At 56.3% G+C, this 22,854-nt stretch carries 19 protein-coding genes; 13 read left to right on the top strand and 6 right to left on the bottom strand.

The annotated features are described in order from the left end of the window. Window positions 1–4 precede the first annotated feature (4 nt). The 4 genes from aroQ to IM284_RS18640 form a co-directional block, all read right to left on the bottom strand. Complete coding sequence (aroQ, locus tag IM284_RS18655) at window positions 5–457, bottom strand: type II 3-dehydroquinate dehydratase (protein ID WP_047367031.1); 453 nt, start codon at window positions 455–457, stop codon at window positions 5–7. A gap of 234 nt (window positions 458–691) precedes the next feature. After that, window positions 692–1,291, bottom strand: coding sequence for a protein-methionine-sulfoxide reductase heme-binding subunit MsrQ (msrQ, locus tag IM284_RS18650; protein WP_028014609.1), 600 nt, complete (start codon window positions 1,289–1,291; stop codon window positions 692–694). Continuing rightward, the gene (gene msrP, locus IM284_RS18645; protein ID WP_047367032.1) at window positions 1,292–2,293 is read right to left on the bottom strand and encodes a protein-methionine-sulfoxide reductase catalytic subunit MsrP; all 1,002 of its coding nucleotides are present in this window, start codon (window positions 2,291–2,293) and stop codon (window positions 1,292–1,294) included. A 77-nt stretch (window positions 2,294–2,370) separates the two neighbouring features. After that, complete coding sequence (locus tag IM284_RS18640) at window positions 2,371–3,345, bottom strand: MDR family oxidoreductase (protein WP_047367033.1); 975 nt, start codon at window positions 3,343–3,345, stop codon at window positions 2,371–2,373. Window positions 3,346–3,527: 182 nt separating this feature from the next. Between IM284_RS18640 and csrD the strand changes: the two genes are divergently transcribed. The 8 genes from csrD to tldD all read left to right on the top strand — a co-directional run bounded on the left by csrD (window position 3,528) and on the right by tldD (window position 15,792). Then, window positions 3,528–5,468: an RNase E specificity factor CsrD gene (csrD, locus tag IM284_RS18635; protein ID WP_047367034.1), complete on the top strand. Its 1,941-nt coding sequence runs from the start codon at window positions 3,528–3,530 to the stop codon at window positions 5,466–5,468. Between the two features lie 282 nt (window positions 5,469–5,750). Beyond that, the gene (mreB, locus tag IM284_RS18630) at window positions 5,751–6,794 is read left to right on the top strand and encodes a rod shape-determining protein MreB (RefSeq protein ID WP_000913396.1); all 1,044 of its coding nucleotides are present in this window, start codon (window positions 5,751–5,753) and stop codon (window positions 6,792–6,794) included. A gap of 61 nt (window positions 6,795–6,855) precedes the next feature. Then, complete coding sequence (gene mreC / locus IM284_RS18625) at window positions 6,856–7,872, top strand: rod shape-determining protein MreC (RefSeq protein WP_028014605.1); 1,017 nt, start codon at window positions 6,856–6,858, stop codon at window positions 7,870–7,872. Further along, the gene (gene mreD, locus IM284_RS18620; protein WP_008502849.1) at window positions 7,872–8,360 is read left to right on the top strand and encodes a rod shape-determining protein MreD; all 489 of its coding nucleotides are present in this window, start codon (window positions 7,872–7,874) and stop codon (window positions 8,358–8,360) included. The genes mreC and mreD overlap by 1 nt, the downstream gene beginning before the upstream one ends. A 9-nt stretch (window positions 8,361–8,369) precedes the next feature. Further along, the gene (locus tag IM284_RS18615; RefSeq protein WP_028014604.1) at window positions 8,370–8,963 is read left to right on the top strand and encodes a nucleoside triphosphate pyrophosphatase; all 594 of its coding nucleotides are present in this window, start codon (window positions 8,370–8,372) and stop codon (window positions 8,961–8,963) included. Further along, window positions 8,953–10,422: a ribonuclease G gene (gene rng, locus IM284_RS18610; RefSeq protein WP_008502847.1), complete on the top strand. Its 1,470-nt coding sequence runs from the start codon at window positions 8,953–8,955 to the stop codon at window positions 10,420–10,422. The genes IM284_RS18615 and rng overlap by 11 nt, the downstream gene beginning before the upstream one ends. A gap of 42 nt (window positions 10,423–10,464) precedes the next feature. Continuing rightward, window positions 10,465–14,262, top strand: coding sequence for an AsmA2 domain-containing protein YhdP (yhdP, locus tag IM284_RS18605; RefSeq protein WP_047367035.1), 3,798 nt, complete (start codon window positions 10,465–10,467; stop codon window positions 14,260–14,262). Window positions 14,263–14,346: 84 nt separating this feature from the next. Beyond that, window positions 14,347–15,792, top strand: coding sequence for a metalloprotease TldD (tldD, locus tag IM284_RS18600; protein WP_028014602.1), 1,446 nt, complete (start codon window positions 14,347–14,349; stop codon window positions 15,790–15,792). Window positions 15,793–15,838: 46 nt separating this feature from the next. On the opposite strand, the gene IM284_RS18595 is transcribed toward tldD, so the two are convergent. Together IM284_RS18595 and aaeR are read right to left on the bottom strand one after the other, a co-directional pair. Beyond that, a complete protein-coding gene (locus IM284_RS18595; protein ID WP_047367036.1) occupies window positions 15,839–16,453 on the bottom strand; it encodes a YagU family protein in 615 nt (204 codons plus the stop codon). A 217-nt stretch (window positions 16,454–16,670) separates the two neighbouring features. Then, a complete protein-coding gene (gene aaeR / locus IM284_RS18590; protein ID WP_028014600.1) occupies window positions 16,671–17,597 on the bottom strand; it encodes an HTH-type transcriptional activator AaeR in 927 nt (308 codons plus the stop codon). A 179-nt stretch (window positions 17,598–17,776) separates the two neighbouring features. Here aaeR and aaeX point away from each other — a divergent pair, with 179 nt between their 5' ends. The 5 genes from aaeX (at window position 17,777) to IM284_RS18565 (ending at window position 22,754) form a co-directional block, all read left to right on the top strand. After that, window positions 17,777–17,980 carry a p-hydroxybenzoic acid efflux pump operon protein AaeX gene (aaeX, locus tag IM284_RS18585; RefSeq protein WP_003860416.1) on the top strand — a complete coding sequence of 68 codons (204 nt, stop codon included), beginning with the start codon at window positions 17,777–17,779 and terminating at the stop codon, window positions 17,978–17,980. A gap of 7 nt (window positions 17,981–17,987) precedes the next feature. Further along, window positions 17,988–18,920, top strand: coding sequence for a p-hydroxybenzoic acid efflux pump subunit AaeA (aaeA, locus tag IM284_RS18580; protein ID WP_028014599.1), 933 nt, complete (start codon window positions 17,988–17,990; stop codon window positions 18,918–18,920). A gap of 5 nt (window positions 18,921–18,925) precedes the next feature. Next, window positions 18,926–20,893 (top strand): p-hydroxybenzoic acid efflux pump subunit AaeB, encoded by a 1,968-nt coding sequence (gene aaeB / locus IM284_RS18575; protein ID WP_047367037.1) that lies wholly within the window; start codon window positions 18,926–18,928, stop codon window positions 20,891–20,893. An 88-nt stretch (window positions 20,894–20,981) separates the two neighbouring features. Continuing rightward, a complete protein-coding gene (locus IM284_RS18570; protein WP_047367038.1) occupies window positions 20,982–22,436 on the top strand; it encodes an NAD-dependent succinate-semialdehyde dehydrogenase in 1,455 nt (484 codons plus the stop codon). A gap of 45 nt (window positions 22,437–22,481) precedes the next feature. Beyond that, complete coding sequence (locus tag IM284_RS18565) at window positions 22,482–22,754, top strand: barstar family protein (protein WP_028014596.1); 273 nt, start codon at window positions 22,482–22,484, stop codon at window positions 22,752–22,754. The last annotated feature ends 100 nt before the right edge of the window (window positions 22,755–22,854 follow it).

Here is a 22,854-nt window from a genome sequence, read left to right as displayed (position 1 = left end):
TTGTTTAGTGTGATTGTGACAAGCGTTTTACCGCTGTCTGTAAAGCGTATGAATAGCCGTCTGCGCCCAGTCCGCAGATAACGCCAGCAGCGATATCCGACAGATACGAATGGTGGCGGAACGGCTCTCGGGCGTGCACGTTACTCAGGTGGATCTCGATAAACGGGATACTCACCGCGAGCAGTGCGTCGCGGATAGCAACACTGGTGTGCGTAAACGCGGCCGGATTGATCAGGATATAGTCCACAGTGTCTTTAGCCTGATGAATACGGTCGATGATTGCGTACTCCGCGTTTGACTGAAAATGATCCAAATCCACATTCAGCGAGGCTGCTTCCGTGCTCAGACGGTTAACAATTTCGCTCATTGTCAGCGTGCCGTACTTCTCTGGCTCACGGGTGCCGAGCATGTTCAGGTTCGGTCCGTTTAAAACTAAGATGTGGAACTTATCAGTCATTATGCCGCTATCTCCTGCGATTTTCGGGTAAAAAACAAAATATACCGTCGAAGCGCAAATGTCACCTTTTCAGAGGCCTAAAACCGCTGTCAGGCGAACCAAGGTCGCACATTATAACGATTTCGTAGCATTTGGCAGCTAAATACTGGTCTTATCAGGGAAGATTATCAACCGCAATCCAAAAAAGATTTACGGTTGAGAGGTAATCTGCGGGAAAACGCACAGTTTCGCGAACTATCGCAACCACTGGCGGAACTTCTTGTAACGCCATGCTAAAAGCGCCACGGCTGCCAGCGCGTAAAGGACCGGCTGCGGAGAGAGGATCTTCACCGACCACAGATAATGAATGGGGGCGAGGATCGCGACAAGATAGACGAAGTTGTGCAGCAACTGCCAGCGACGGCCCAGCTTTCGCTGCGCATATTGCGTGGATGTCAGCGCTAACGCCAGCAGGATCAGCCAGCTAACAATGCCCAGCATCAGGTAAGGGCGTGTTACCAGCTCGCGGCCAAGCAGTGTCAGATTGTTAATTCCCAGTTCCAGCAGGGCGTAACTGGTGAGGTGCAGGGTCGCCCAGGCAAAACACCATAGCCCCAAAAGCCGACGGGTGCGTATCAATAATGGCTGTTTAGCGTAGCGCGCCAGCGGCGAGACGAGCAAGGTGGCCAGCAAAAATTTCAGAGCCATCCGACCGGTAAAATGCTGGATATCCTTTGCCGGATCGGCGCTAAAGAGGCCCTGGCTGGCCGCCCAGAACAGCCAGATAAAAGGAAGTATCCCGGCTAAATGCAGCAGCACTTTCAGCCAGGTAATCTGCTTTGCCGTTAAACGCACTCAGAAGTTCTCCCGTAAATTGAGGCCACGGTAAAGGGACGCCACTTCATCCGCATACCCGTTAAACAGCAGCGTGGGCTGGCGCTTCACGTCCAGCGCGCCGCCAGAGCCAATAAAGCGTTCCGTCGCCTGCGACCAGCGGGGATGATCCACATGCGGGTTCACGTTGGCGAAGAAGCCGTATTCACCCGGCGCCGCCAGGTTCCATGTCGTCGGCGGACGTTCGCGGGTCAGCTTAATGCTGACGATCGATTTAATCCCTTTGAAACCGTATTTCCACGGCACGGTTAAACGGATGGGGGCACCGTTCTGCGGCGGAAGCGCCTTGCCGTAAACGCCGACGGTCAGGAGGGTAAGGGGATGCATGGCTTCGTCAAGACGTAACCCTTCAACGTACGGATACTCCAGCCCGCCGCCGATGAACCGGTCTTTCTGCCCCGGCATCTCGTCCGGGGCGTAGCGCGTCTGGAAGGCGACGTATTTTGCGTTGCTGGTGGGTTCAACCATCGCCAACAGCTTATGCAGCGGGAAGCCTACCCAGGGCACCACCATCGACCAGGCCTCTACGCAGCGCATGCGATAGATACGCTCCTCAAGCGGGAAGCGGGTGGTCAGATCGTGATGGTCCAGCGTCAGAGGTTTTGCCACTTCACCGTCGATTTTCAGCGTCCACGGATCGGTTTTCATGCTGCTGGCATTGGCGGCAGGATCGGCTTTATCCAGACCAAATTCGTAGAAGTTGTTGTAGCCGGTGACTTTATCTTCCGGCGTGAGCGCCAGCGTGTTTTGCCATTCTGCGGGTTTGGTAAAGGTAAGCGGGGCACCGGAAGGCGCCTTAGGGCGATCGTTGCCTTTAAACCAGTCGAGCAGGTCGGCGTGTGCCGCTGGAGAGAGCGTCAGTGCCGTGGCGCTGATGCCAAGCATTTTCAGGATCTGGCGGCGCTGTAACATAAAGACAGATTCAGACGTTACGTCGGCTTCCGTCAGTTTTCGGTTTTTCATGGCATCCTCCATCATGCGTTTTTCTAAGCATGACGGAGGAGAAGCGTTAGCGCGAATATGTCACGAAAATTTGAAGATTAGGCGATTTTCACCAGCGCGCGGCCGTGGAACTGGTTATCCATGATCTTACTGGCATATTCAGGTGCCTGGCTGAGCGTAATTTCGGTAGCGCTCTGGGTATAGAACGATTCCGGCAAATCGCGCACCAGACGCTCCCATGCCTCTGCACGGCGAGCCGCAGGCGTCATCACGGAATCCACGCCCTGCAGGCGGACGTTTCGCAGAATAAATGGCATGACGGTCGTTGGCAGGGCAAATCCGCCCGCCAGGCCGCAGGCTGCCACGCAGCCGCCGTAGTTCATCTGCGCCAGGACTTTTGCCAGCACCTTGTCACCGACGGTATCCACCGCACCTGCCCAGACCTGTTTTTCCAGCGGGCGGGTCTCGGCAAACTCATCGCGGCCAAGAATGCGGCTGGCGCCGAGCTGGCGCAGATAATCATGCGTGCTTTCACGGCCGGAAACCGCCGCAACCTGATAACCCAGCTTGTGCAGCAGCGTGACCGCCGTGCTGCCCACGCCACCGCTGGCCCCGGTCACAACAATTTCACCCGACTCGGGGCGAACACCCGCCTCTTCCAGCGCCATCACGCACAGCATGGCGGTAAAGCCTGCGGTACCAACGATCATCGCTTTGCGGCCATCTATGCCTTTCGGCATAGGCACCAGCCAGTCGCCCTTCACGCGCGCCTGCGTTGCCAGTCCGCCCCAGTGATTTTCGCCCACGCCCCAGCCGGTGAGCAGCACCTGCTGGCCCGCATGAAAACGGGGATCTTCGCTGCTATGAACCCGGCCAGCAAAATCAATACCCGGCACCATAGGGAAATTTCGGATGATTTTACCCTTGCCGGTGATCGCCAGCGCATCTTTATAATTTAAACTGGACCAGTCGATGTCGACGGTGACGTCGCCTTCCGGCAGGCGAGTCTCTTCTACGTCCTGTACGGAGGCAAGCGTTTTGCCGTCCTGCTGTTCTAAGATTAAAGCCTGCATACGGGGTCCTCACGGCTCAGATGATTGGAAAAGAGTTCCTGAAGACTATACTCGCTCAGGGTAAAGCAATGCCGATTTAACGCAATAAATTGCCAGATACGCCAGGTTTGGTAGTATGCCGCATTTGAAATGCAAGTTAGCGCTTACTCGCTACCCCATCAACCCACGGAGTAATCTCAAGGATGCGATTAACGACGAAGTTCTCGGCTTTTATCACCCTGCTGACGGGGCTTACCATCTTTGTCACGCTTCTTGGTTGCTCTCTGAGCTTTTATAACGCCATTCAGGACAAACTGGTCAACCGGGTGCAGTCCGTTGCGTCGGTCATTGATACGCGTCTGCTGACCACTCCACTTCCTGAGCTATCCCGGGAGCTGGATGAGTTGATGGTGCCGGTTGATATTATTCAGATCGACATCCAGCAGGGAAAGCATCCGGTTTTAAGCCATGAACGACAGGACAGCTATCGACCTGCGGGCGTGGTGAGCCAGTATCGGGAAGTAACGGTGCACTCCCTCAAAAATCCGGGGATGACCATACACATGGTCTACCTCGATCCGATGGCCAGCTATTTCCGTTCTATGATGACCACCGCGCCGCTTACTGTTGCCGTCGCCTTCATTATTTTGCTGATTTTTCTCGCGGTCCGCTGGCTGCGCCGCCAGCTTTCAGGCCAGGAACTGCTGGAGATTCGCTCCGTGCGCATCCTGAACGGTGAACGCGGCCCGCAGGTTCGCGGCTCGGTCCATGAATGGCCCTCACGCGCCAGCAGCGCGCTGGATACGCTGCTCTCAGAGATCCAGTTTGCCAGCGACCAGCGCAGCCGAATGGATACGCTGATCCGCTCTTATGCCGCGCAGGATAATAAAACCGGCCTTAACAACCGCCTTTTCTTTGACAATCAACTCGCCACGCTGCTCGACGATCCGGAAAAAGTGGGCACGCACGGGGTGGTGATGATGATTCGCCTGCCCGATTTCGATCTGCTGCGCGATACATGGGGGCAGCGGGCGGCGGAAGAAAATCTCTTTACGCTGATCAACCTGCTCTCCACCTTTATTATGCGCTATCCGGGGGCGCTGCTGGCCCGCTACCACCGCAGCGACTTTGCCGTATTGCTGCCGCATCGCACGTTGAAGGAATCAGAAAGCATTGCCAGCCAGCTACTTAAGGCCGTCGACGCGCTGCCGCAGAGCAAAATGCTCGACAGAGACGATATGGTCCATATGGGGATTTGCGCCTGGCGCGGCGGACAGTCGACAGAGCAGGTGATGGAGCATGCGGAAGCGGCCACCCGCAACGCGGTATTGCAAGGGGCGAACGGATGGGCGGTCTATGATGATTCGCTGCCTGAAAAAGGGCGTGGAAACGTGCGCTGGCGTACTTTGATTGAGCAAATGCTGAGTCGCGGCGGGCCGCGTATTTATCAAAAACCGGCGGTCATGAAGAACGGTTTTGTCCACCACCGGGAATTGATGTGCCGTATTTTCGACGGGACGGAAGAGGTTATTTCTGCGGAATATCTGCCGATGGTTCTGCAATTTGGGCTCTCCGAAGAGTATGACCGCCAGCAAATTACACGCTTGATTCCATTTTTATCATTCTGGCCTGAAGAGAATCTGGCGTTACAGGTTACCGTTGAGTCATTAATACGCCCGCGTTTTCAGCGCTGGCTGCGTGATACATTAATGCAATGCGAAAAATCGCAACGCAAACGCATTATTTTTGAACTTGCTGAGGCGGATGTGGGTCAACACATCAGCCGGTTGCGTCCGGTGGTCCGTTTGATCAACGCGCTGGGTGCCCGTGTCGCGGTAACGCAGGCGGGTTTAACGCTGGTCAGTACCAGCTGGATCAAGGAGCTGGATGTGGAGCTATTAAAGCTACATCCGGGGCTGGTAAGGAATATTGAGAAGCGCACGGAAAACCAGCTGCTGGTTCAGAGTCTGGTTGAAGCGTGTAAGGGAACGCGAACACAGGTATTTGCCGCAGGCGTGCGCTCCAGAGGCGAATGGCAGATGTTAACAGAGCGCGGAGTGACGGGCGGTCAGGGCGATTTTTTTGCCGCCTCTCAGCCGCTTGACACCAACGTGAAAAAATATTTGCAAAGATACTCTGTTTGACCTGCCGTTTACGTTGTTTTCACGTAGAATATCGCGCCTGTAGCTTTGAGTATGTCGAGCAAAAAGCCAGTGAACGACCTTTAATGGGTTACAAATATCAGTGAGGAACACGACTGTTTACTCAGCCCTGAGGGAGTCAGGGGATGAATTTGTAACAACAGGAAACGTACTGCACAAATTTTCACCGTTGCAGATGATTTTTGCGCCTTGTCGCTGCTGCGTGTGGTTGGTAAAGTAAGCGGATTTTGTTTTCCGCCCCAGCTTTCAGGATTATCCCTTAGTATGTTGAAAAAATTTCGTGGCATGTTTTCCAATGACCTGTCCATTGACCTGGGTACCGCGAATACCCTTATTTATGTAAAAGGACAAGGCATCGTATTGAATGAGCCTTCTGTTGTGGCCATTCGTCAGGATCGTGCAGGCTCGCCGAAAAGCGTGGCCGCAGTGGGTCATGACGCGAAGCAGATGCTGGGTCGTACCCCTGGCAACATCGCCGCTATTCGCCCAATGAAAGACGGCGTTATCGCTGATTTCTTCGTGACTGAAAAAATGCTTCAGCACTTCATCAAGCAGGTTCACAGCAACAGCTTCATGCGCCCAAGCCCGCGTGTTCTGGTGTGTGTGCCGGTTGGCGCAACCCAGGTAGAACGTCGCGCAATCCGTGAATCTGCCCAGGGTGCAGGCGCACGTGAAGTGTTCCTGATTGAAGAGCCAATGGCTGCGGCAATCGGTGCAGGTCTGCCAGTTTCTGAAGCCACCGGTTCTATGGTGGTGGATATCGGTGGTGGTACCACTGAAGTGGCCGTTATCTCACTGAACGGCGTGGTGTACTCCTCCTCCGTACGTATCGGTGGTGACCGCTTCGATGAAGCCATCATCAATTACGTGCGCCGTAATTACGGCTCTCTGATCGGTGAAGCCACCGCAGAGCGTATCAAACACGAAATCGGTTCTGCGTATCCGGGCGATGAAGTGCGTGAGATCGAAGTGCGTGGCCGTAACTTGGCGGAAGGTGTTCCACGCGGCTTTACCCTGAACTCCAACGAAATTCTGGAAGCACTGCAGGAACCACTGACGGGCATCGTGAGCGCGGTAATGGTTGCGCTGGAACAGTGCCCACCAGAACTGGCGTCCGACATCTCCGAGCGCGGTATGGTTCTGACCGGTGGTGGTGCGCTGCTGCGTAACCTCGACCGCCTGTTGATGGAAGAGACAGGTATTCCTGTCGTAGTTGCAGAAGATCCACTGACTTGCGTCGCCCGCGGTGGTGGCAAGGCGCTGGAAATGATCGACATGCACGGCGGCGACTTGTTCAGCGAAGAGTAGTCATGGTGAAAGGGTAGCGAATCGCTACCCTTTCTCTCTGACACGAGAATACGCATAGCCTATGAAGCCAATTTTTAGCCGTGGCCCATCGCTACAGTTTCGCCTCATTCTGGCGGTTCTGGTTGCGCTTGGCGTCATTATTGCCGATAGCCGCCTCGGTACGTTCAGCCAGATCCGAACGTACATGGATACCGCCGTCAGTCCTTTCTACTTTATATCAAATGGTCCCCGTGAACTGCTCGACTCCGTTTCTCAAACGCTGTCTTCACGAGACCAGCTCGAACTTGAAAACCGGGCATTACGCCAGGAACTGCTGCTGAAAAACAGCGAACTGCTGATGCTGGGGCAATACAAGCAGGAAAACGCGCGTCTGCGTGAACTGCTCGGCTCGCCGCTGCGTCAGGACGAGCAGAAGATGGTTACCCAGGTGATCTCCACCGTGAACGACCCTTACAGCGATCAGGTTGTGATCGACAAAGGGAGCGTGAACGGGGTGTATGAAGGTCAGCCCGTCATCAGTGATAAGGGCGTAGTAGGCCAGGTCGTTGCCGTCGCCAAACTGACCAGCCGCGTGCTGCTGATTTGCGACGCCACCCACGCACTGCCGATCCAGGTCCTGCGTAACGATATCCGCGTGATTGCGGCCGGTAACGGCTGCACGGACGATCTGCAGCTGGAACATCTGCCTGCTAATACGGACATCCGTGTCGGCGACGTGCTGGTGACGTCCGGTCTCGGTGGACGCTTCCCTGAAGGTTACCCGGTTGCGGTGGTCTCTTCGGTTAAGCTGGATACGCAGCGTGCATACACCGTGATTCAGGCCCGTCCAACCGCCGGTTTACAGCGTCTGCGCTACCTGCTGCTGCTCTGGGGTGCCGATCGTAACGGTGCTAACCCGATGACGCCTGAAGAGGTGCATCGCGTGGCGAACGAACGCCTGATGCAGATGATGCCGCAGGTTCTTCCGCCAGCGGACTCTATGGGGCCGCCTGCGCCCGTGCCTGCGCCGGCAACCGGGTTAACGCAGCCGCAGCCTGATGCGCCGCCACCGCCTAAACTCTCTTCGGGAGGGCAGTAGTGGCAAGCTATCGTAGCCAGGGACGCTGGGTCATCTGGCTCTCGTTCCTCATTGCACTGTTGCTGCAGATTATGCCCTGGCCGGATAACATTCTCGTTTTCCGGCCAAACTGGGTCTTGCTCATTTTACTTTACTGGATCCTTGCCCTGCCGCATCGCGTAAATGTCGGCACGGGTTTTGTGATGGGTGCCATACTGGATCTCATTAGTGGCTCTACGCTGGGCGTGCGCGCCCTGTCCATGAGCATTATTGCGTACCTCGTCGCACTGAAATTCCAGCTCTTCCGTAACCTCGCGCTCTGGCAACAGGCCCTGGTCGTGATGCTGTTGTCGCTTGCTGCGGATATCGTTGTTTTCTGGGCAGAGTTTTTAGTGATCAACGTCTCTTTCCGACCGGAAGTGTTCTGGAGTAGTGTAGTAAACGGTGTGCTCTGGCCGTGGCTATTCCTGCTGATGCGTAAGGTTCGCCAGCAGTTTGCTGTGCAATAAAAGGTTTCTATGACGTCTCTGTATCTTGCTTCCGGCTCCCCGCGCCGTCAGGAACTCCTGACGCAGTTAGGGGTCTCTTTTGAACGCATCGTGACCGGCATTGAAGAAAAACGTGCTGAGGGCGAAAGTGCTCAGCAGTACGTGTCTCGCCTGGCACGCGAGAAAGCGCAGGCGGGCGTGGCTTGCGTGCCGCGCGATCTGCCCGTGCTGGGAGCAGATACCATCGTTATCCTTAACGGTGAAGTCCTCGAGAAACCGCATGACGCCGACCATGCGGCGCGCATGCTGCGCAAGATGTCCGGGCAAACGCATCAGGTGATGACGGCCGTCGCGCTGGCGGACAGCCAGCACGTGCTGGATTGCCTGGTGGTTACGGATGTCACGTTCAGAGTGATTACCGACGACGAGATCGCCGCTTATATTGCCAGCGGTGAACCGATGGATAAAGCAGGTGCATACGGTATTCAAGGGTTGGGTGGCTGTTTTGTCAGGAAGATTAATGGCAGCTATCACGCCGTAGTCGGCTTACCGCTGGTGGAAACGTATGAGTTGCTGAGCAATTTTAACTCACTGCGTGAGGGAAGGGATAATTATGACGGCTGAATTGTTGGTAAACGTAACGCCATCGGAAACCCGTGTGGCCTATATTGACGGTGGCATTCTTCAGGAAATTCATATTGAGCGTGAAGCGCGGCGCGGAATAGTAGGCAATATCTACAAAGGTCGTGTCAGTCGTGTACTGCCGGGTATGCAGGCGGCTTTTGTAGATATTGGACTGGATAAGGCGGCATTTTTACATGCCTCCGACATCATGCCGCACACCGAGTGCGTCGCGGGCGAAGAGCAAAAGCAGTTTGCCGTGCGCGACATTTCCGAGCTGGTGCGTCAGGGCCAGGACTTAATGGTGCAGGTGGTGAAAGATCCCCTTGGCACCAAAGGTGCCCGTCTGACCACCGACATTACCTTACCTTCCCGCTATCTGGTCTTTATGCCCGGCGCGTCGCACGTGGGCGTTTCGCAGCGTATTGAGAGCGAAAGCGAGCGCGAGCGGCTGAAGAAAGTGGTCAGCGCTTACTGCGATGAACAGGGCGGGTTTATTATCCGTACCGCTGCAGAAGGGATCAGCGAAGAAGACCTGGCGTCGGATGCGGCTTACCTGAAGCGCGTCTGGACCAAAGTGATGGAGCGTAAAAAACGCAACCAGACTCGCTACCAGCTGTACGGTGAGCTGGCGCTTGCGCAGCGCGTGCTGCGTGACTTTGCCGATGCCCAACTCGACCGCATTCGCGTGGACTCTCGCCTGACGTATGAAGCGCTTCTGGAGTTTACCGCTGAATACATCCCGGAAATGCCGGGCCTGCTGGAGCATTACACCGGGCGTCAGCCGATCTTCGATCTCTATGATGTCGAAAACGAGATCCAGCGAGCGCTAGAACGCAAGGTCGAACTGAAGTCCGGCGGCTATCTGATCATCGATCAGACCGAAGCGATGACCACCGTCGATATCAACACCGGCGCGTTTGTCGGTCATCGCAATCTGGACGACACCATCTTCAACACCAACATCGAAGCCACGCAGGCGATTGCGCGTCAGCTTCGTCTGCGCAACCTCGGCGGCATTATCATCATCGACTTTATCGATATGAGTAATGAAGACCATCGTCGTCGTGTGCTGCACTCGCTGGAACAGGCGCTGAGTAAAGATCGCGTGAAGACCAGCATTAACGGCTTCTCGCAGCTCGGCCTGGTGGAAATGACCCGGAAACGGACCCGCGAAAGCGTGGAACATGTCCTGTGTAATGAGTGTCCAACCTGCCATGGACGCGGAACGGTAAAGACGGTGGAGACGGTCTGCTACGAGATCATGCGTGAAATTGTCCGTGTCCATCATGCCTACGACTCCGATCGTTTTCTGGTCTATGCTTCCCCTGCGGTGGCTGAAGCCCTGAAAGGCGAAGAGTCGCACGCGCTGGCGGAAGTGGAAATCTTTGTCGGCAAACAGGTAAAAGTACAAATTGAACCGCTCTATAACCAGGAGCAGTTTGACGTCGTAATGATGTAAAACGCAGTACGCTGCGTGACGAAAGCTGACAAGGAGAGATGCGTGAGGCGATTGCCGGGGATTTTAGTGCTTACAGGGGCAACGCTGGTCGTGATTGTCGCGTTGCTCGTGAGCGGGCTACGCCTCGTTTTACCGCATCTGGACAGCTGGCGTCCGCAGCTGCTGGCGAAAATCGAATCTACCACCGGCGTGCCGGTCGACGTAAGCCAGGTTAGCGCCAGCTGGCAGAATTTTGGCCCGACGCTGGATGTCCGTGACATCAACGCCAGCCTGAAAGATGGCGGTCATCTCAAAATCAAACGCGTAACCCTGGCGCTGGACGTCTGGCAAAGCCTGCTGCATCTGCGCTGGCAGTTTCGCGATCTCACCTTTTATCAACTCCAGTTTCTGACCAATACGCCGCTGACGGGCGGTGATAACAATCAGGGCCTGGAAGCCAACCGCTTCAGCGATCTCTTCCTCCGCCAGTTCGATCATTTCGATCTGCGCGACAGCGAAGTGAGCTTTATTACCCTTTCTGGCCAGCGCGCCGAATTGGCGATCCCGCAGCTGACCTGGCTTAACGGCAAGGATCGACACCGCGCCGAGGGGCAGGTCAATCTTTCCAGCCTGAACGGCCAGCACGGCGTCATGCAGGTGCGTATGGACTTGCGTGACGATGACGGCCTGTTAAACAACGGCAAAGTCTGGCTGCAGGCCGACGATGTGGATGTAAAGCCCTGGCTCGGCGACTGGCTGCAGCAAAACATGCAGCTGGAAACCGCCCGTTTCAGCCTTGAGGGCTGGATGACCCTGACGAAAGGGAAATTTGCCAGCGGCGATATCTGGCTGAAGCAAGGGGGCGCGAGCTGGAAGGGTGAAAGACAGCAGCATCAGCTTTCCGTCGATAACCTCACCGCGCACGTGACACAGGAAAAAGAGGGCTGGCAATTCGCCATCCCGGATACGCGCATCACGATGGACGGCAAGCCGTGGCCGCGCGGTGCGTTGACGCTGGCCTGGATGCCGGAGCAGGACGTGGGCGGCGCGGCAAGTAAACGCAGCGATGAGCTGCGCATTCGTGCCAGTAACCTGGATCTGGCGGCCATTGAAGGCCTGCGCTCCATGGCGGCAAAGCTCTCTCCGGACCTGGGCGAGATCTGGCTGGCAACGCAGCCGAGCGGAAAAATTGATTCTCTGGCGCTGGATATCCCGCTTCAGGCGACGGAAAAAACTCGTTTCCAGGCAACATGGAAAGATCTTGCCTGGAAGCAGTGGAAGATGCTGCCGGGCGCGGAGCATTTCAGCGGCAAGCTGGAAGGCAGCGTGGAGAACGGCAGGCTGACGGCCGATATGCACAACGCTAAAATGCCTTACGAGACGGTCTTCCGCGCGCCGCTGGAAATTGAGCAGGGCAGCGCGGTGCTTAACTGGCTCCGTAACGATAAGGGCTTCCAGCTTGATGGTCGCCATATCGACGTCAAAGCCAAAGCGGTACACGCGCGGGGTGACTTCCGCTATTTACAGCCGCAGGGTGACGAACCGTGGCTGGGCATTCTGGCCGGGATCAGTACCGATGACGGTTCTCAGGCCTGGCGCTATTTCCCGGAAAATCTGATGGGTAAAGCGCTGGTCGACTATCTGAGCGGCGCAATTCAGGGCGGTCAGGCGGAAAACGCCACGCTGGTCTACGGCGGTAACCCGCATCTTTTCCCGTACAAACATAATGAGGGGCAGTTCCAGGTGCTGGTGCCGCTGCACGACGCCACCTTCGCGTTCCAGCCGGGCTGGCCCGCGCTGAAAAACCTGGATATCGAGCTTAACTTCCTCAACGACGGATTATGGATGAAGGCGGACAGCGTTGCGCTGGGAGGCGTAACGGCCAGCAACCTGACGGCCAACATCCCGGACTACTCAAAAGAGAAGCTGCTGATTGATGCCGACATCAACGGCCCGGGGAAAGCGGTGGGGCCGTACTTTGAGGAGACGCCACTCAAAGAGTCGCTGGCGGCGACCCTTCAGCAGCTCCAGCTCGATGGCGATGTGAATGCTCGCTTACATCTGGATATCCCGCTGGACGGTGAAATGACCACCGCCAAAGGTGACGTCCGTCTGAAGAACAACAGCCTGTACATTAAACCGCTTGATAGCACCCTGAAAGACCTCAGCGGACAGTTCAGCTTTGTGAACGGTAATTTGAAAAGCGAACCGCTGACCGCCAGCTGGTTTAATCAGCCGGTGAATATCGACTTCTCAACAGCCGAGGGGCAAAAGGCTTATCAGGTGGCCGTTAATCTGGACGGCAACTGGCAGCCGTCGCGTATGGACGTCCTGCCGAAGCCGATTGAGGCGTCAGTAGCGGGCGCGGTCGCCTGGCAGGGCAAAGTGGCAATCGACCTGCCTTATCACGCAGGTGCACACTATAAGGTCGACATTACGGGTGACCTGAAGAATCTTCAAAGCCAACTGCCTGCGCCGCTGGATAAACAGGCCGGACAGCCGCTGCCGGTGAAGCTTAACGTGGATGGCAATCTGGACAGCTTCGCGCTGACCGGAAGCGCGGGCGGAACAAACCACTTTAACAGCCGCTGGCTGCTTAACCGCAAGCTTACTCTCGACAAAGCCATCTGGACGACGGACAGCAAAACCACGCCGCCGTTGCCTGAGCATGCGGGCGTTGAGCTGAATCTCCCGCCGATGGACGGCGCGGAGTGGCTGGCGCTGTTCCAGAAAGGCGTTGGGCAAAACGTTGATGAGGCCGCCCAGTTCCCGCAGACCATTACCGTACGCACGCCGTCGCTGATGCTGGGCGGACAGCAGTGGAACAATCTGAGCATTGTCTCCCAGCCAACCGCTAACGGCTCAAAAGTGGAGGCGCAGGGCCGGGAGATCAACGGCACGCTGACCATGCGCAATAACGCGCCGTGGCAGGCAGCGATCCGCTATCTCTACTACAATCCGGCTGCCGCGAGTAAAGATAAACCGGCGAATACATCGCCGCTGAGTAATACTACCCGCGTCGATTTTAGCGGCTGGCCCGATCTGCAGCTGCGCTGCGCGGAGTGCTGGCTGTGGGGGCAAAAATATGGCCGTATCGACGGTGATTTTGCCATCCAGGGGAATACGCTCAAGCTCTCCGGCGGATTGATCGACACCGGCTTTGGCCGTATGACGGCGGGTGGAGAGTGGGTGAATAACCCGGGCGAGCAGCGCACGTCTCTGAAGGGCGACATTAAAGGCAACAAGCTGGATGCGGCAGCCAACTTCTTTGGCATCAGCACGCCGCTGCGCGGCTCCTCGTTTAACGTTAATTATGATCTTCACTGGCGTGCCGCGCCGTGGACACCGGACGAAGCGTCACTGAACGGTATTCTGAAAACACACTTTGGCAAAGGTGAGATCGCCGACGTGAGCACGGGGCGTGCCGGGCAGATCCTGCGTCTGCTGAGTTTTGATGCGCTGCTTCGCAAGCTGCGCTTCGATTTCAGCGACACCTTCAGCGAAGGTTTCTATTACGATTCCATCCGCAGTACGGCGTGGATCAAGGACGGCGTTCTGCACACGGACGACACGCTGGTGGATGGGCTGGAAGCGGACATCGCCATGAAAGGCTCAGTCAACCTCGTGCGTCGCGAGCTGGATATGGAAGCCGTGGTGGCGCCGGAAATTTCCGCAAGCGTGGGCGTGGCGGCGGCCTTTGTGGTTAACCCGATTGTCGGTGCGGCGGTGTTTGCCGCCAGTAAAGTGCTGGGGCCGCTGTGGAGCAAGGTCTCCATTTTGCGCTACCGCATTACCGGTCCGGTGGATAAACCGCAGATTAACGAGGTGCTGCGCCAGCCGCGCAAAGATGCACAGCAATGATTTGACGTGGGCTGGTAATTGCCTCACTCTCAATAAATACGATCTTTATACCGCCACGGGCGGCAACGAACGAGTAGCAATACGATGAGTCTGAACCTGGTAAGTGAACATTTGCTCGCAGCGAACGGCCTGAGCCATCAGGACCTGTTCTCCATTCTTGGTCAACTGACCGAACGCCGTCTCGACTACGGCGATCTCTATTTCCAGTCGAGCTATCACGAATCCTGGGTTTTAGAAGACAGCATCATCAAAGATGGCTCATATAACATTGACCAGGGCGTCGGCGTGCGCGCCATCAGCGGCGAAAAAACCGGTTTTGCCTATGCCGACCAGATTAGCCTGGCCGCGCTTGAGCAGAGCGCTCAGGCCGCGCGTACTATTGTGCGCGATGCCGGCGACGGTCGCGTGAAAACCCTGGGTGAAGTGCAGCACTCCGCGCTTTATACCAGCATCGACCCGCTGCAGAGCATGAGCCGTGAAGAGAAGCTGGACATCCTGCGCCGCGTGGACAAAGTGGCCCGCGCCGCCGACAAACGTGTTCAGGAAGTCTCCGCCAGCCTGAGCGGTGTGTATGAACTGATTCTGGTGGCGGCAACGGACGGTACGCTGGCGGCCGATGTGCGTCCGCTGGTGCGTCTCTCCATCAGCGTGCAGGTCGATGACAACGGCAAACGCGAGCGCGGCTCAAGCGGCGGCGGCGGTCGTTTCGGCTATGACTGGTTCCTGGGTGATGTTGACGGCGAAGCGCGCGCTGACGCGTGGGCTAAAGAAGCCGTGCGCATGGCGCTGGTGAATCTTAATGCTGTTGCGGCGCCGGCCGGGACATTCCCGGTGGTGCTGGGCGCAGGCTGGCCGGGCGTGCTGCTGCACGAAGCGGTGGGCCACGGTCTGGAAGGCGATTTTAACCGTCGTGGGACGTCCGTGTTCAGCGGCCAGATCGGACAGCTCGTCTCCTCTGAGCTTTGCACCGTAGTAGATGATGGCACCATGCTTGACCGCCGCGGCTCGATTTCTATCGACGATGAAGGTACGCCCGGCCAGTACAACGTGCTGATCGAAAACGGCGTTCTGAAAGGCTACATGCAGGACAAACTCAACGCGCGCCTGATGGGCGTAGCGCCAACGGGTAACGGCCGCCGTGAATCTTACGCGCACCTGCCGATGCCGCGCATGACCAACACTTATATGCTGCCGGGCAAATCCACGCCGCAGGAGATTATCGAATCCGTGGATTACGGTATCTTTGCGCCAAACTTTGGCGGCGGCCAGGTGGATATCACCTCCGGTAAGTTTGTCTTCTCGACTTCAGAAGCGTACCTGATCGAGAAGGGCAAAGTGACCAAAGCGGTGAAAGGCGCGACGCTGATTGGCTCCGGCATTGAAGCGATGCAGCAGATTTCCATGGTCGGTAACGATCTGAAGCTGGATAACGGCGTGGGTGTTTGCGGTAAAGAAGGCCAGAGCCTGCCGGTTGGCGTGGGTCAGCCAACGCTGAAAGTGGATAATCTGACGGTGGGCGGCACGGCCTGACCTGAGCAAACATAAAAAATGGCGCTACAGATGTAGCGCCATTTTTTTAACGTAAGTTACCCAGCGGGATCTCCGGATCCGGCTCGTGAGTAATGCGGTTACGCAAGTCACGTCGAATGATTTCGATCGACCAGAACCAGACCAGATGACCCACGATCTCTGACACGTGTTCATACCAGGGCAGATCAAACAGCGGTGGCGTCAGCCCCATCAGCGGGAAGGAGAGCATGTGAACAAAAAGCTGTGCCAATGCACCCGCCAGCAAACCCTGCCAGAGTTTAATTTTCGGGAAGACTTCAGCAACGACACAATACCCAACCGCGAAGACGATTGAGAAAATAATATGCGTTACGCCGACCCAGTTAAATATATGTCCGGCAAAGGTATAAACTGCTGCGTTAGGATCAACTATGCCCAGCCAGTCGCGTAAAAAAACATAGGGTGGATTTAAAAAATTGCGGGAGCAATCTATCTGGCCTGCGGCTCTTATTAATTGTTCAGGGCCGCATGCGCCGGTAAATAAATCGGTGGGACTGCGTGGCGGGAGTGGTACCTCGGCTCCCCATTTGACAAACGCGGAGACAATTCCTGCAATTAAGCCAATGAACGCGGCGAGTCCGTAGCGCCTGCGTGAGGGCGGTGTTTGTTCAAATAGATTCATTTCGTTTCCTTGTTTAACGTCATCCTGCGGAATACATTTTATTATTCAAATCAGCAACAAAATAATAACAGTCTGAATGCCAGACTGTTTATAAGGTAAAGGGCAGGCGGCGGCAGTGTCAATTCGCTATTCCTGATAGAAGCTAAAGAATATTCCTGGATGAAGGCCGACTTCATCCTGAAATATTAATGGCGCGGTTATTTCAGAAATTAATTACTTATTCCTTTCTTCTACCGCGCATTCCCTGAAACAGCTCTGCTACGTCGACAAAATAGTCGGTCAGATAGTTAATACACACCTGTACTTTGAGGGGCAGCTTGTCCTTCTCGGTATACAGGGCGTAGACCGGGCGTGGATCGGACTGATAGCGCGGGAAGAGGATCTCCAGCACGCCGCTGTTGATCTCATTGATCACCCACATCAGCGGCACGTAGGCGATCCCGGCGCCAGCCACCAGCCAGCGCGAAATGGTCATCGGATCGTTGGTGACGAACCGGCCTTCCGGCAGCAGCCTGGTGGAGATCCCTTCCGGAGCAATCAGCTCAAATTCATTATCGGGGCGGACGCTGTACTCCAGCCAGGAGTGGTTAGCGAGATCGGCAGGTTTCTCGGGCACACCGTACTGCGCCAGATAGCTCTTCGAGGCACAGACCACCATCGGCATGCTTCCGAGGCGACGTGAGAACAGGCTGGAGTCCTGCAACGCGCCAACGCGGATCACCACGTCTAATCCATCGGCGATCAGGTCTGGGGCAGGGATGCCCGTCACCAGATTGACGGTAAGCCCAGGGTACTCTTTCAGCATGTCCGCCGTCATGGCAGCGAGAACATTTTGTGCCATAGTTGAAGAACACCCTATACGCAGCGTGCCGATGGGCGTGTTGTTAAAGGCATAGAGTTGTTCGTGAACATCCTGCACTTCATGCAGCATGCGGCGACAACCCTGATAGTAAATTTTACCGGCTTCCGTCAACCCGATGCTGCGGGTGCTGCGGTTGAGCAGCTTAACCTGAAGCTCATCTTCCAGTTTGGACACCGTCTGGCTGATGGATGAGACGCTCATCTGAAGCTGGCGCGCAGCGGCGGTAAATGAGCCGAGTTCAACCACTTTGGCGAAGACGGACATGCGTTTTAAACGTTCCATTGTTCACTCTGGCTTAAAAGTGATTTAGATCACATATGATAGATAACAGCATAACAGTTACGTTAATATATTATTAATTACATAACGGCTGCGCCATTCTCGCCCTGCGTTTCTAGCTCTCCTGCGATGGCGTGCGCTAAAAAATTCTGAAGCCTGCACTCTCTCTTATCAAGGTCAACATGAGTCTGTTTCCCGTTATCGTGGTGTTCGGTCTGTCGTTCCCACCGATATTTTTCGAGCTTCTTTTATCACTGGCGATCTTCTGGCTGGTGCGCAAGGTGCTGGTCCCGACTGGGATCTACGATTTCGTCTGGCACCCTGCATTGTTCAATACCGCGCTGTATTGCTGCCTGTTTTACCTGATATCGCGCATGTTTGTCTGAGGTTGATGTGAAAACGCTAACAAGAAAAATCTCCCGCACCGCCATTACCATGGCGCTGGTTATCCTCGCGTTCATCGCTATTTTTCGCGCCTGGGTTTATTACACCGAATCACCGTGGACGCGTGACGCGCGCTTTAGCGCCGATGTGGTGGCAATTGCCCCCGACGTGGCCGGCCTTATCACGGCGGTTAACGTTCACGATAACCAACTGGTGAAGAAAGATCAGGTCCTGTTCACCATCGACCAGCCTCGTTACCAGAAGGCGCTGGAGGAAGCAGAAGCAGACGTGGCCTATTACCAGGCGCTGGCCGCAGAGAAACGCCGTGAGGCAGGCCGTCGTAACCAGCTTGGCGTTCAGGCCATGTCCCGCGAAGAGATTGACCAGTCCAACAACGTGCTGCAAACCGTGCTGCACCAGTTAGCGAAAGCGCAGGCAACGCGCGATCTGGCGAAGCTCGACCTGGAGCGTACCGTGATCCGCGCGCCGGCCGATGGTTGGGTGACCAACCTGAACGTCTATGCCGGGGAGTTTATCACCCGTGGCTCAACCGCCGTGGCGCTGGTTAAACAGAACTCCTTCTACGTGCTCGCCTATATGGAAGAGACCAAGCTGGAGGGCGTTCGTCCGGGTTATCGCGCAGAAGTCACGCCGCTTGGCAGCAACCGCGTCTTTAAAGGTACCGTCGACAGCGTCGCCGCAGGGGTAACCAACTCCAGCAGCTCTAACGATGCCAAAGGGATGGCGACGGTGGATTCTAACCTGGAGTGGGTGCGTCTGGCGCAGCGCGTGCCGGTACGTATTCATCTGGATGAGCAGCAGGGCAACCTGTGGCCAGCGGGTACCACGGCGACGGTGGTGATCACCGGAGAAAAAGATCGGGATGCCAGCCAGGACTCCCTCTTCCGTAAAATTGCCCATCGCCTGCGTGAGTTTGGTTAATCGCCATGGGTATCTTTTCCATCGCCAGCCAGCACATTCGCTTCGCCGTGAAGCTGGCGTGCGCCATCGTGCTGGCGCTGTTCGTTGGCTTCCACTTCCAGCTTGAAACCCCTCGCTGGGCGGTGCTGACCGCCGCGATTGTCGCGGCGGGCCCTGCCTTCGCCGCGGGTGGAGAACCCTACTCTGGTGCGATCCGCTATCGCGGGATGCTACGTATCATCGGGACGTTTATCGGCTGTTTCGCGGCGCTGACCATTATTATTCTGATGATCCGCACGCCGCTGCTGATGCTAATGGTGTGCTGCATCTGGGCGGGCTTCTGCACCTGGGTCTCTTCTCTGGTAAAAGTGGAGAACTCCTACGCCTGGGGGCTGGCGGGCTATACCGCGTTGATCATTGTCATCACCATCCAAAGCGAACCGCTGCTCGCGCCGCAGTTTGCCGTGGAGCGCTGCAGCGAGATTGTGATTGGTATTGTCTGCGCGATCGTGGCCGACCTGCTTTTCTCCCCGCGCTCGATCAAGCAAGAGGTGGATCGCGAGCTGGACGCGCTGATCGTTGCCCAGTACCAGCTGATGCAGCTGTGCATTAAACACGGCGACAGCGAAGAGGTGGATAAAGCCTGGAGCGGGCTGGTTCGTCGTACGCAGGCGCTGGAAGGGATGCGCAGCAACCTCAATATGGAGTCGTCTCGCTGGGCGCGGGCGAATCGTCGCCTTAAAGCCCTGAATACCGTCTCCTTAACGCTGATTACCCAGGCGTGCGAAACCTATCTTATCCAGAACACCCGCCCGGAATCGGTCACCGATACGTTCCGCGAACTGTTTGCCGAGCCGGTAGAGACCGTACAGGACGTGCATAAGCAGCTTAAGCGCATGCGCCGGGTGATTGCCTGGACCGGGGAGCGCGAGACGCCGGTGACGATCTACACCTGGGTTGGGGCCGCAACGCGCTATCTGCTGCTTAAGCGCGGCGTGATCGGTAACACCAAAATCAGTGCGGCGGAAGAAGAGGTGCTCCAGGGCGAAGTGGTGATCAAGGCGGAGTCTGCCGAGCGCCATCACGCGATGGTCAACTTCTGGCGTACCACGCTTGCCTGTATGCTCGGCACGCTGTTCTGGCTGTGGACGGGCTGGACGTCCGGCAGCGGCGCGATGGTGATGATTGCCGTCGTGACCGCACTGGCGATGCGTCTGCCTAACCCGCGCATGGTCGCCATTGATTTCCTCTACGGCACCATCGCCGCGCTGCCGATAGGCGCGCTCTATTTCCTGGTCATCATACCGTCGACGCAGCAGAGCATGCTGCTGCTCTGTATTAGCCTGGCGGTGATGGCGTTCTTTATCGGCATTGAAGTGCAAAAGCGCCGCCTGGGATCGCTGGGGGCGCTGGCGAGTACGATTAACATCATCGTGCTGGATAACCCGATGACCTTCCACTTCAGCCAGTTCCTCGACAGCGCGCTGGGTCAGCTGGTGGGCTGCTTCCTGGCGATGATGGTGATTCTGCTGGTTCGGGATAACTCGCAGGCGCGGACGGGGCGCGTATTGCTGAACCAGTTTGTATCGGCTGCCGTGTCGTCGATGACTACCAATACCGCGCGTCGTAAAGAGAACCACCTGCCCGCGCTCTACCAGCAGCTGTTTTTACTGCTGAACAAGTTCCCGGGCGACATAGCGAAGTTCCGCCTGGCGTTAACCATGATCATCGCGCACCAGCGTCTGCGCAACGCGCCGGTGCCGATCAACGACGATCTCTCGGCCTTCCACCGTCAGCTGCGTCGTACCGCCGACCATGTGCTTTCCGCCAGCAGTGACGACAAACGCCGTCGTTACTTTACCCAACTGCTTGAAGAACTGGATATTTATCAGGAAAAGCTCAAGCACTGGCAAGCGCCTCCACAGGTGACCGAGCCGGTAGGGCGGCTGGTGTTTATGCTGCATCGCTACCAGAATGCCCTCACGGATAACTGACTGAAGTAAAAAACCGACGCCAAAAGCGCCGGTTTTTTTGTGGCTATACTTATTCCAGCACGTACTTACATTCAGGAAGGGAGGACACATGACGACTCAGGCGCTTCAGGACAACACTCTTTTTCAGACCGGCTATCTGGTCGACGGCATCTGGAAAACGCTGAACACAACGTTTGATGTGCTGAACCCCGCGACCGGTGAGGTCATCGCTAAAGTTGCGAAAGCGGGTAAAGCGCAAACCGAAGAAGCGATCGCAGCGGCCACCAAAGCCTTCCCGGCATGGCGTGCCAAAACCGCGAAAGAGCGTTCGGCGATTCTGTACCGCTGGTACGAACTGATTATTGAAAATAAAAGCTGGCTCGGGCGGTTAATGACCACCGAGCAGGGCAAGCCCCTGAAAGAGGCGGAAGGGGAAGTGGAGTATGCCGCCAGCTTTATCCAGTGGTTCGCCGAAGAGGCCAAGCGCGCGAACGGTGAAATTATTCCGCCAATCAAGCCCGGCTCGCGCATTCTGGCGACCCGTGAACCCATCGGAGTTGTCGCGGCCATCACGCCGTGGAACTTCCCGATGGCGATGCTCACCCGCAAGCTAGGCCCGGCGCTGGCAGCCGGGTGTACCGGTGTCATCAAACCGGCCAATAACACGCCGCTCAGCGCCTTTGCGCTGCTGACGCTGGCAAAACAGGCGGGCGTGCCCGACGGTGTGCTCAATGCGGTGGCCGGAAATACCCATGAAATCAGCGATGCGATCATGGCCAGCCACGACGTGCGTAAAATCTCCTTTACCGGTTCGACCTCCGTCGGCAAAACGCTGGTGCGCAACGCCGCAGAAACCATGAAAAAAGTCTCGATGGAGCTGGGGGGAAATGCGCCGTATATCGTCTTTGAGGATGCCGACATCGAGGCTGCGGTAAAAGGCGCAATTGCCAATAAATTCCGCAATGCCGGGCAGGTCTGCGTCAGCGTGAACCGCTTCTACATTCAGGAAACCGTCTACGACAAGTTTGTGAATAAGCTCGCAGATGCGGTTAATGCCCTTAAAGTGGGGAATGGCCTTGAGGACGGCGTCGTCGTCGGGCCGCTGATTGAATCCGCCGCGGTCGACAAGGTCCGTGAGCATGTTGAAGATGCTGTCACACGAGGGGCGACCGTGCTGGCGGGCGGCAAACCCCATCCGCTGGGCGGTAATTTCTGGATGCCAACCGTGCTGGGCGACTGTCACGAAGGCATGAAGCTGGCAGAAGAAGAGACGTTTGGTCCGGTTGCGGCGTGTTTCCGCTTCACCTCGGAAGATGAAGTCATCCAGCGTGCGAATAACACGCCTTACGGGCTGGCAGCTTACTTCTACACCCAGAACCTTTCTCGGGTTTTCCGCGTTTCACAGGCCATCGAGAGCGGGATGATTGGCATTAACGAGTGCGCCGTTTCCACCGAGCTGGGGCCTTTCGGCGGCGTAAAAGAGTCCGGTCTTGGACGTGAGGGATCCGTGCTGGGGCTGGAAGAGTATCTGGAAGTTAAAACCCTGCATATCGGGGGATTATAATAGACTGGGCGGCATCTGCCGCCCGCCTGGACTGGGTGGCTGGCAATGAAAACCTATACTTTTGATTTTGACGAAATCGACAGTCAGGAAGACTTTTATCGGGAATTTATCCGGGCGTTTGATCTTGAACGGGAAAGCGTGACCAATCTGGATACGCTGTGGGACGTGGTCACCGGCAGCATGCTGCCGCTACCGCTGGAGATTGAGTTTATCCATCTGCCCGATAAGCTGCGCAGACGTTTCGGCGCGCTGATATTACTCTTCGATGAAGCGGAGGAAGAGCTTGAAGGACAGCTTCGCTTTAACGCGCGGCATTAAATGAAAAAAGCCCCTGACCACGAGGCCAGGGGCAAGTCGTATGATGAGATACGACGAGGGTTTATTTATACAGTTCAGCCGTGGCGTGCCAGTGGTCACC

It is taken from the genome of Enterobacter cloacae complex sp. P12RS, assembly GCF_014895875.1.
Lineage (GTDB): Bacteria > Pseudomonadota > Gammaproteobacteria > Enterobacterales > Enterobacteriaceae > Enterobacter > Enterobacter bugandensis.
This window is presented reverse-complemented; position numbering and strand designations above follow the sequence as displayed.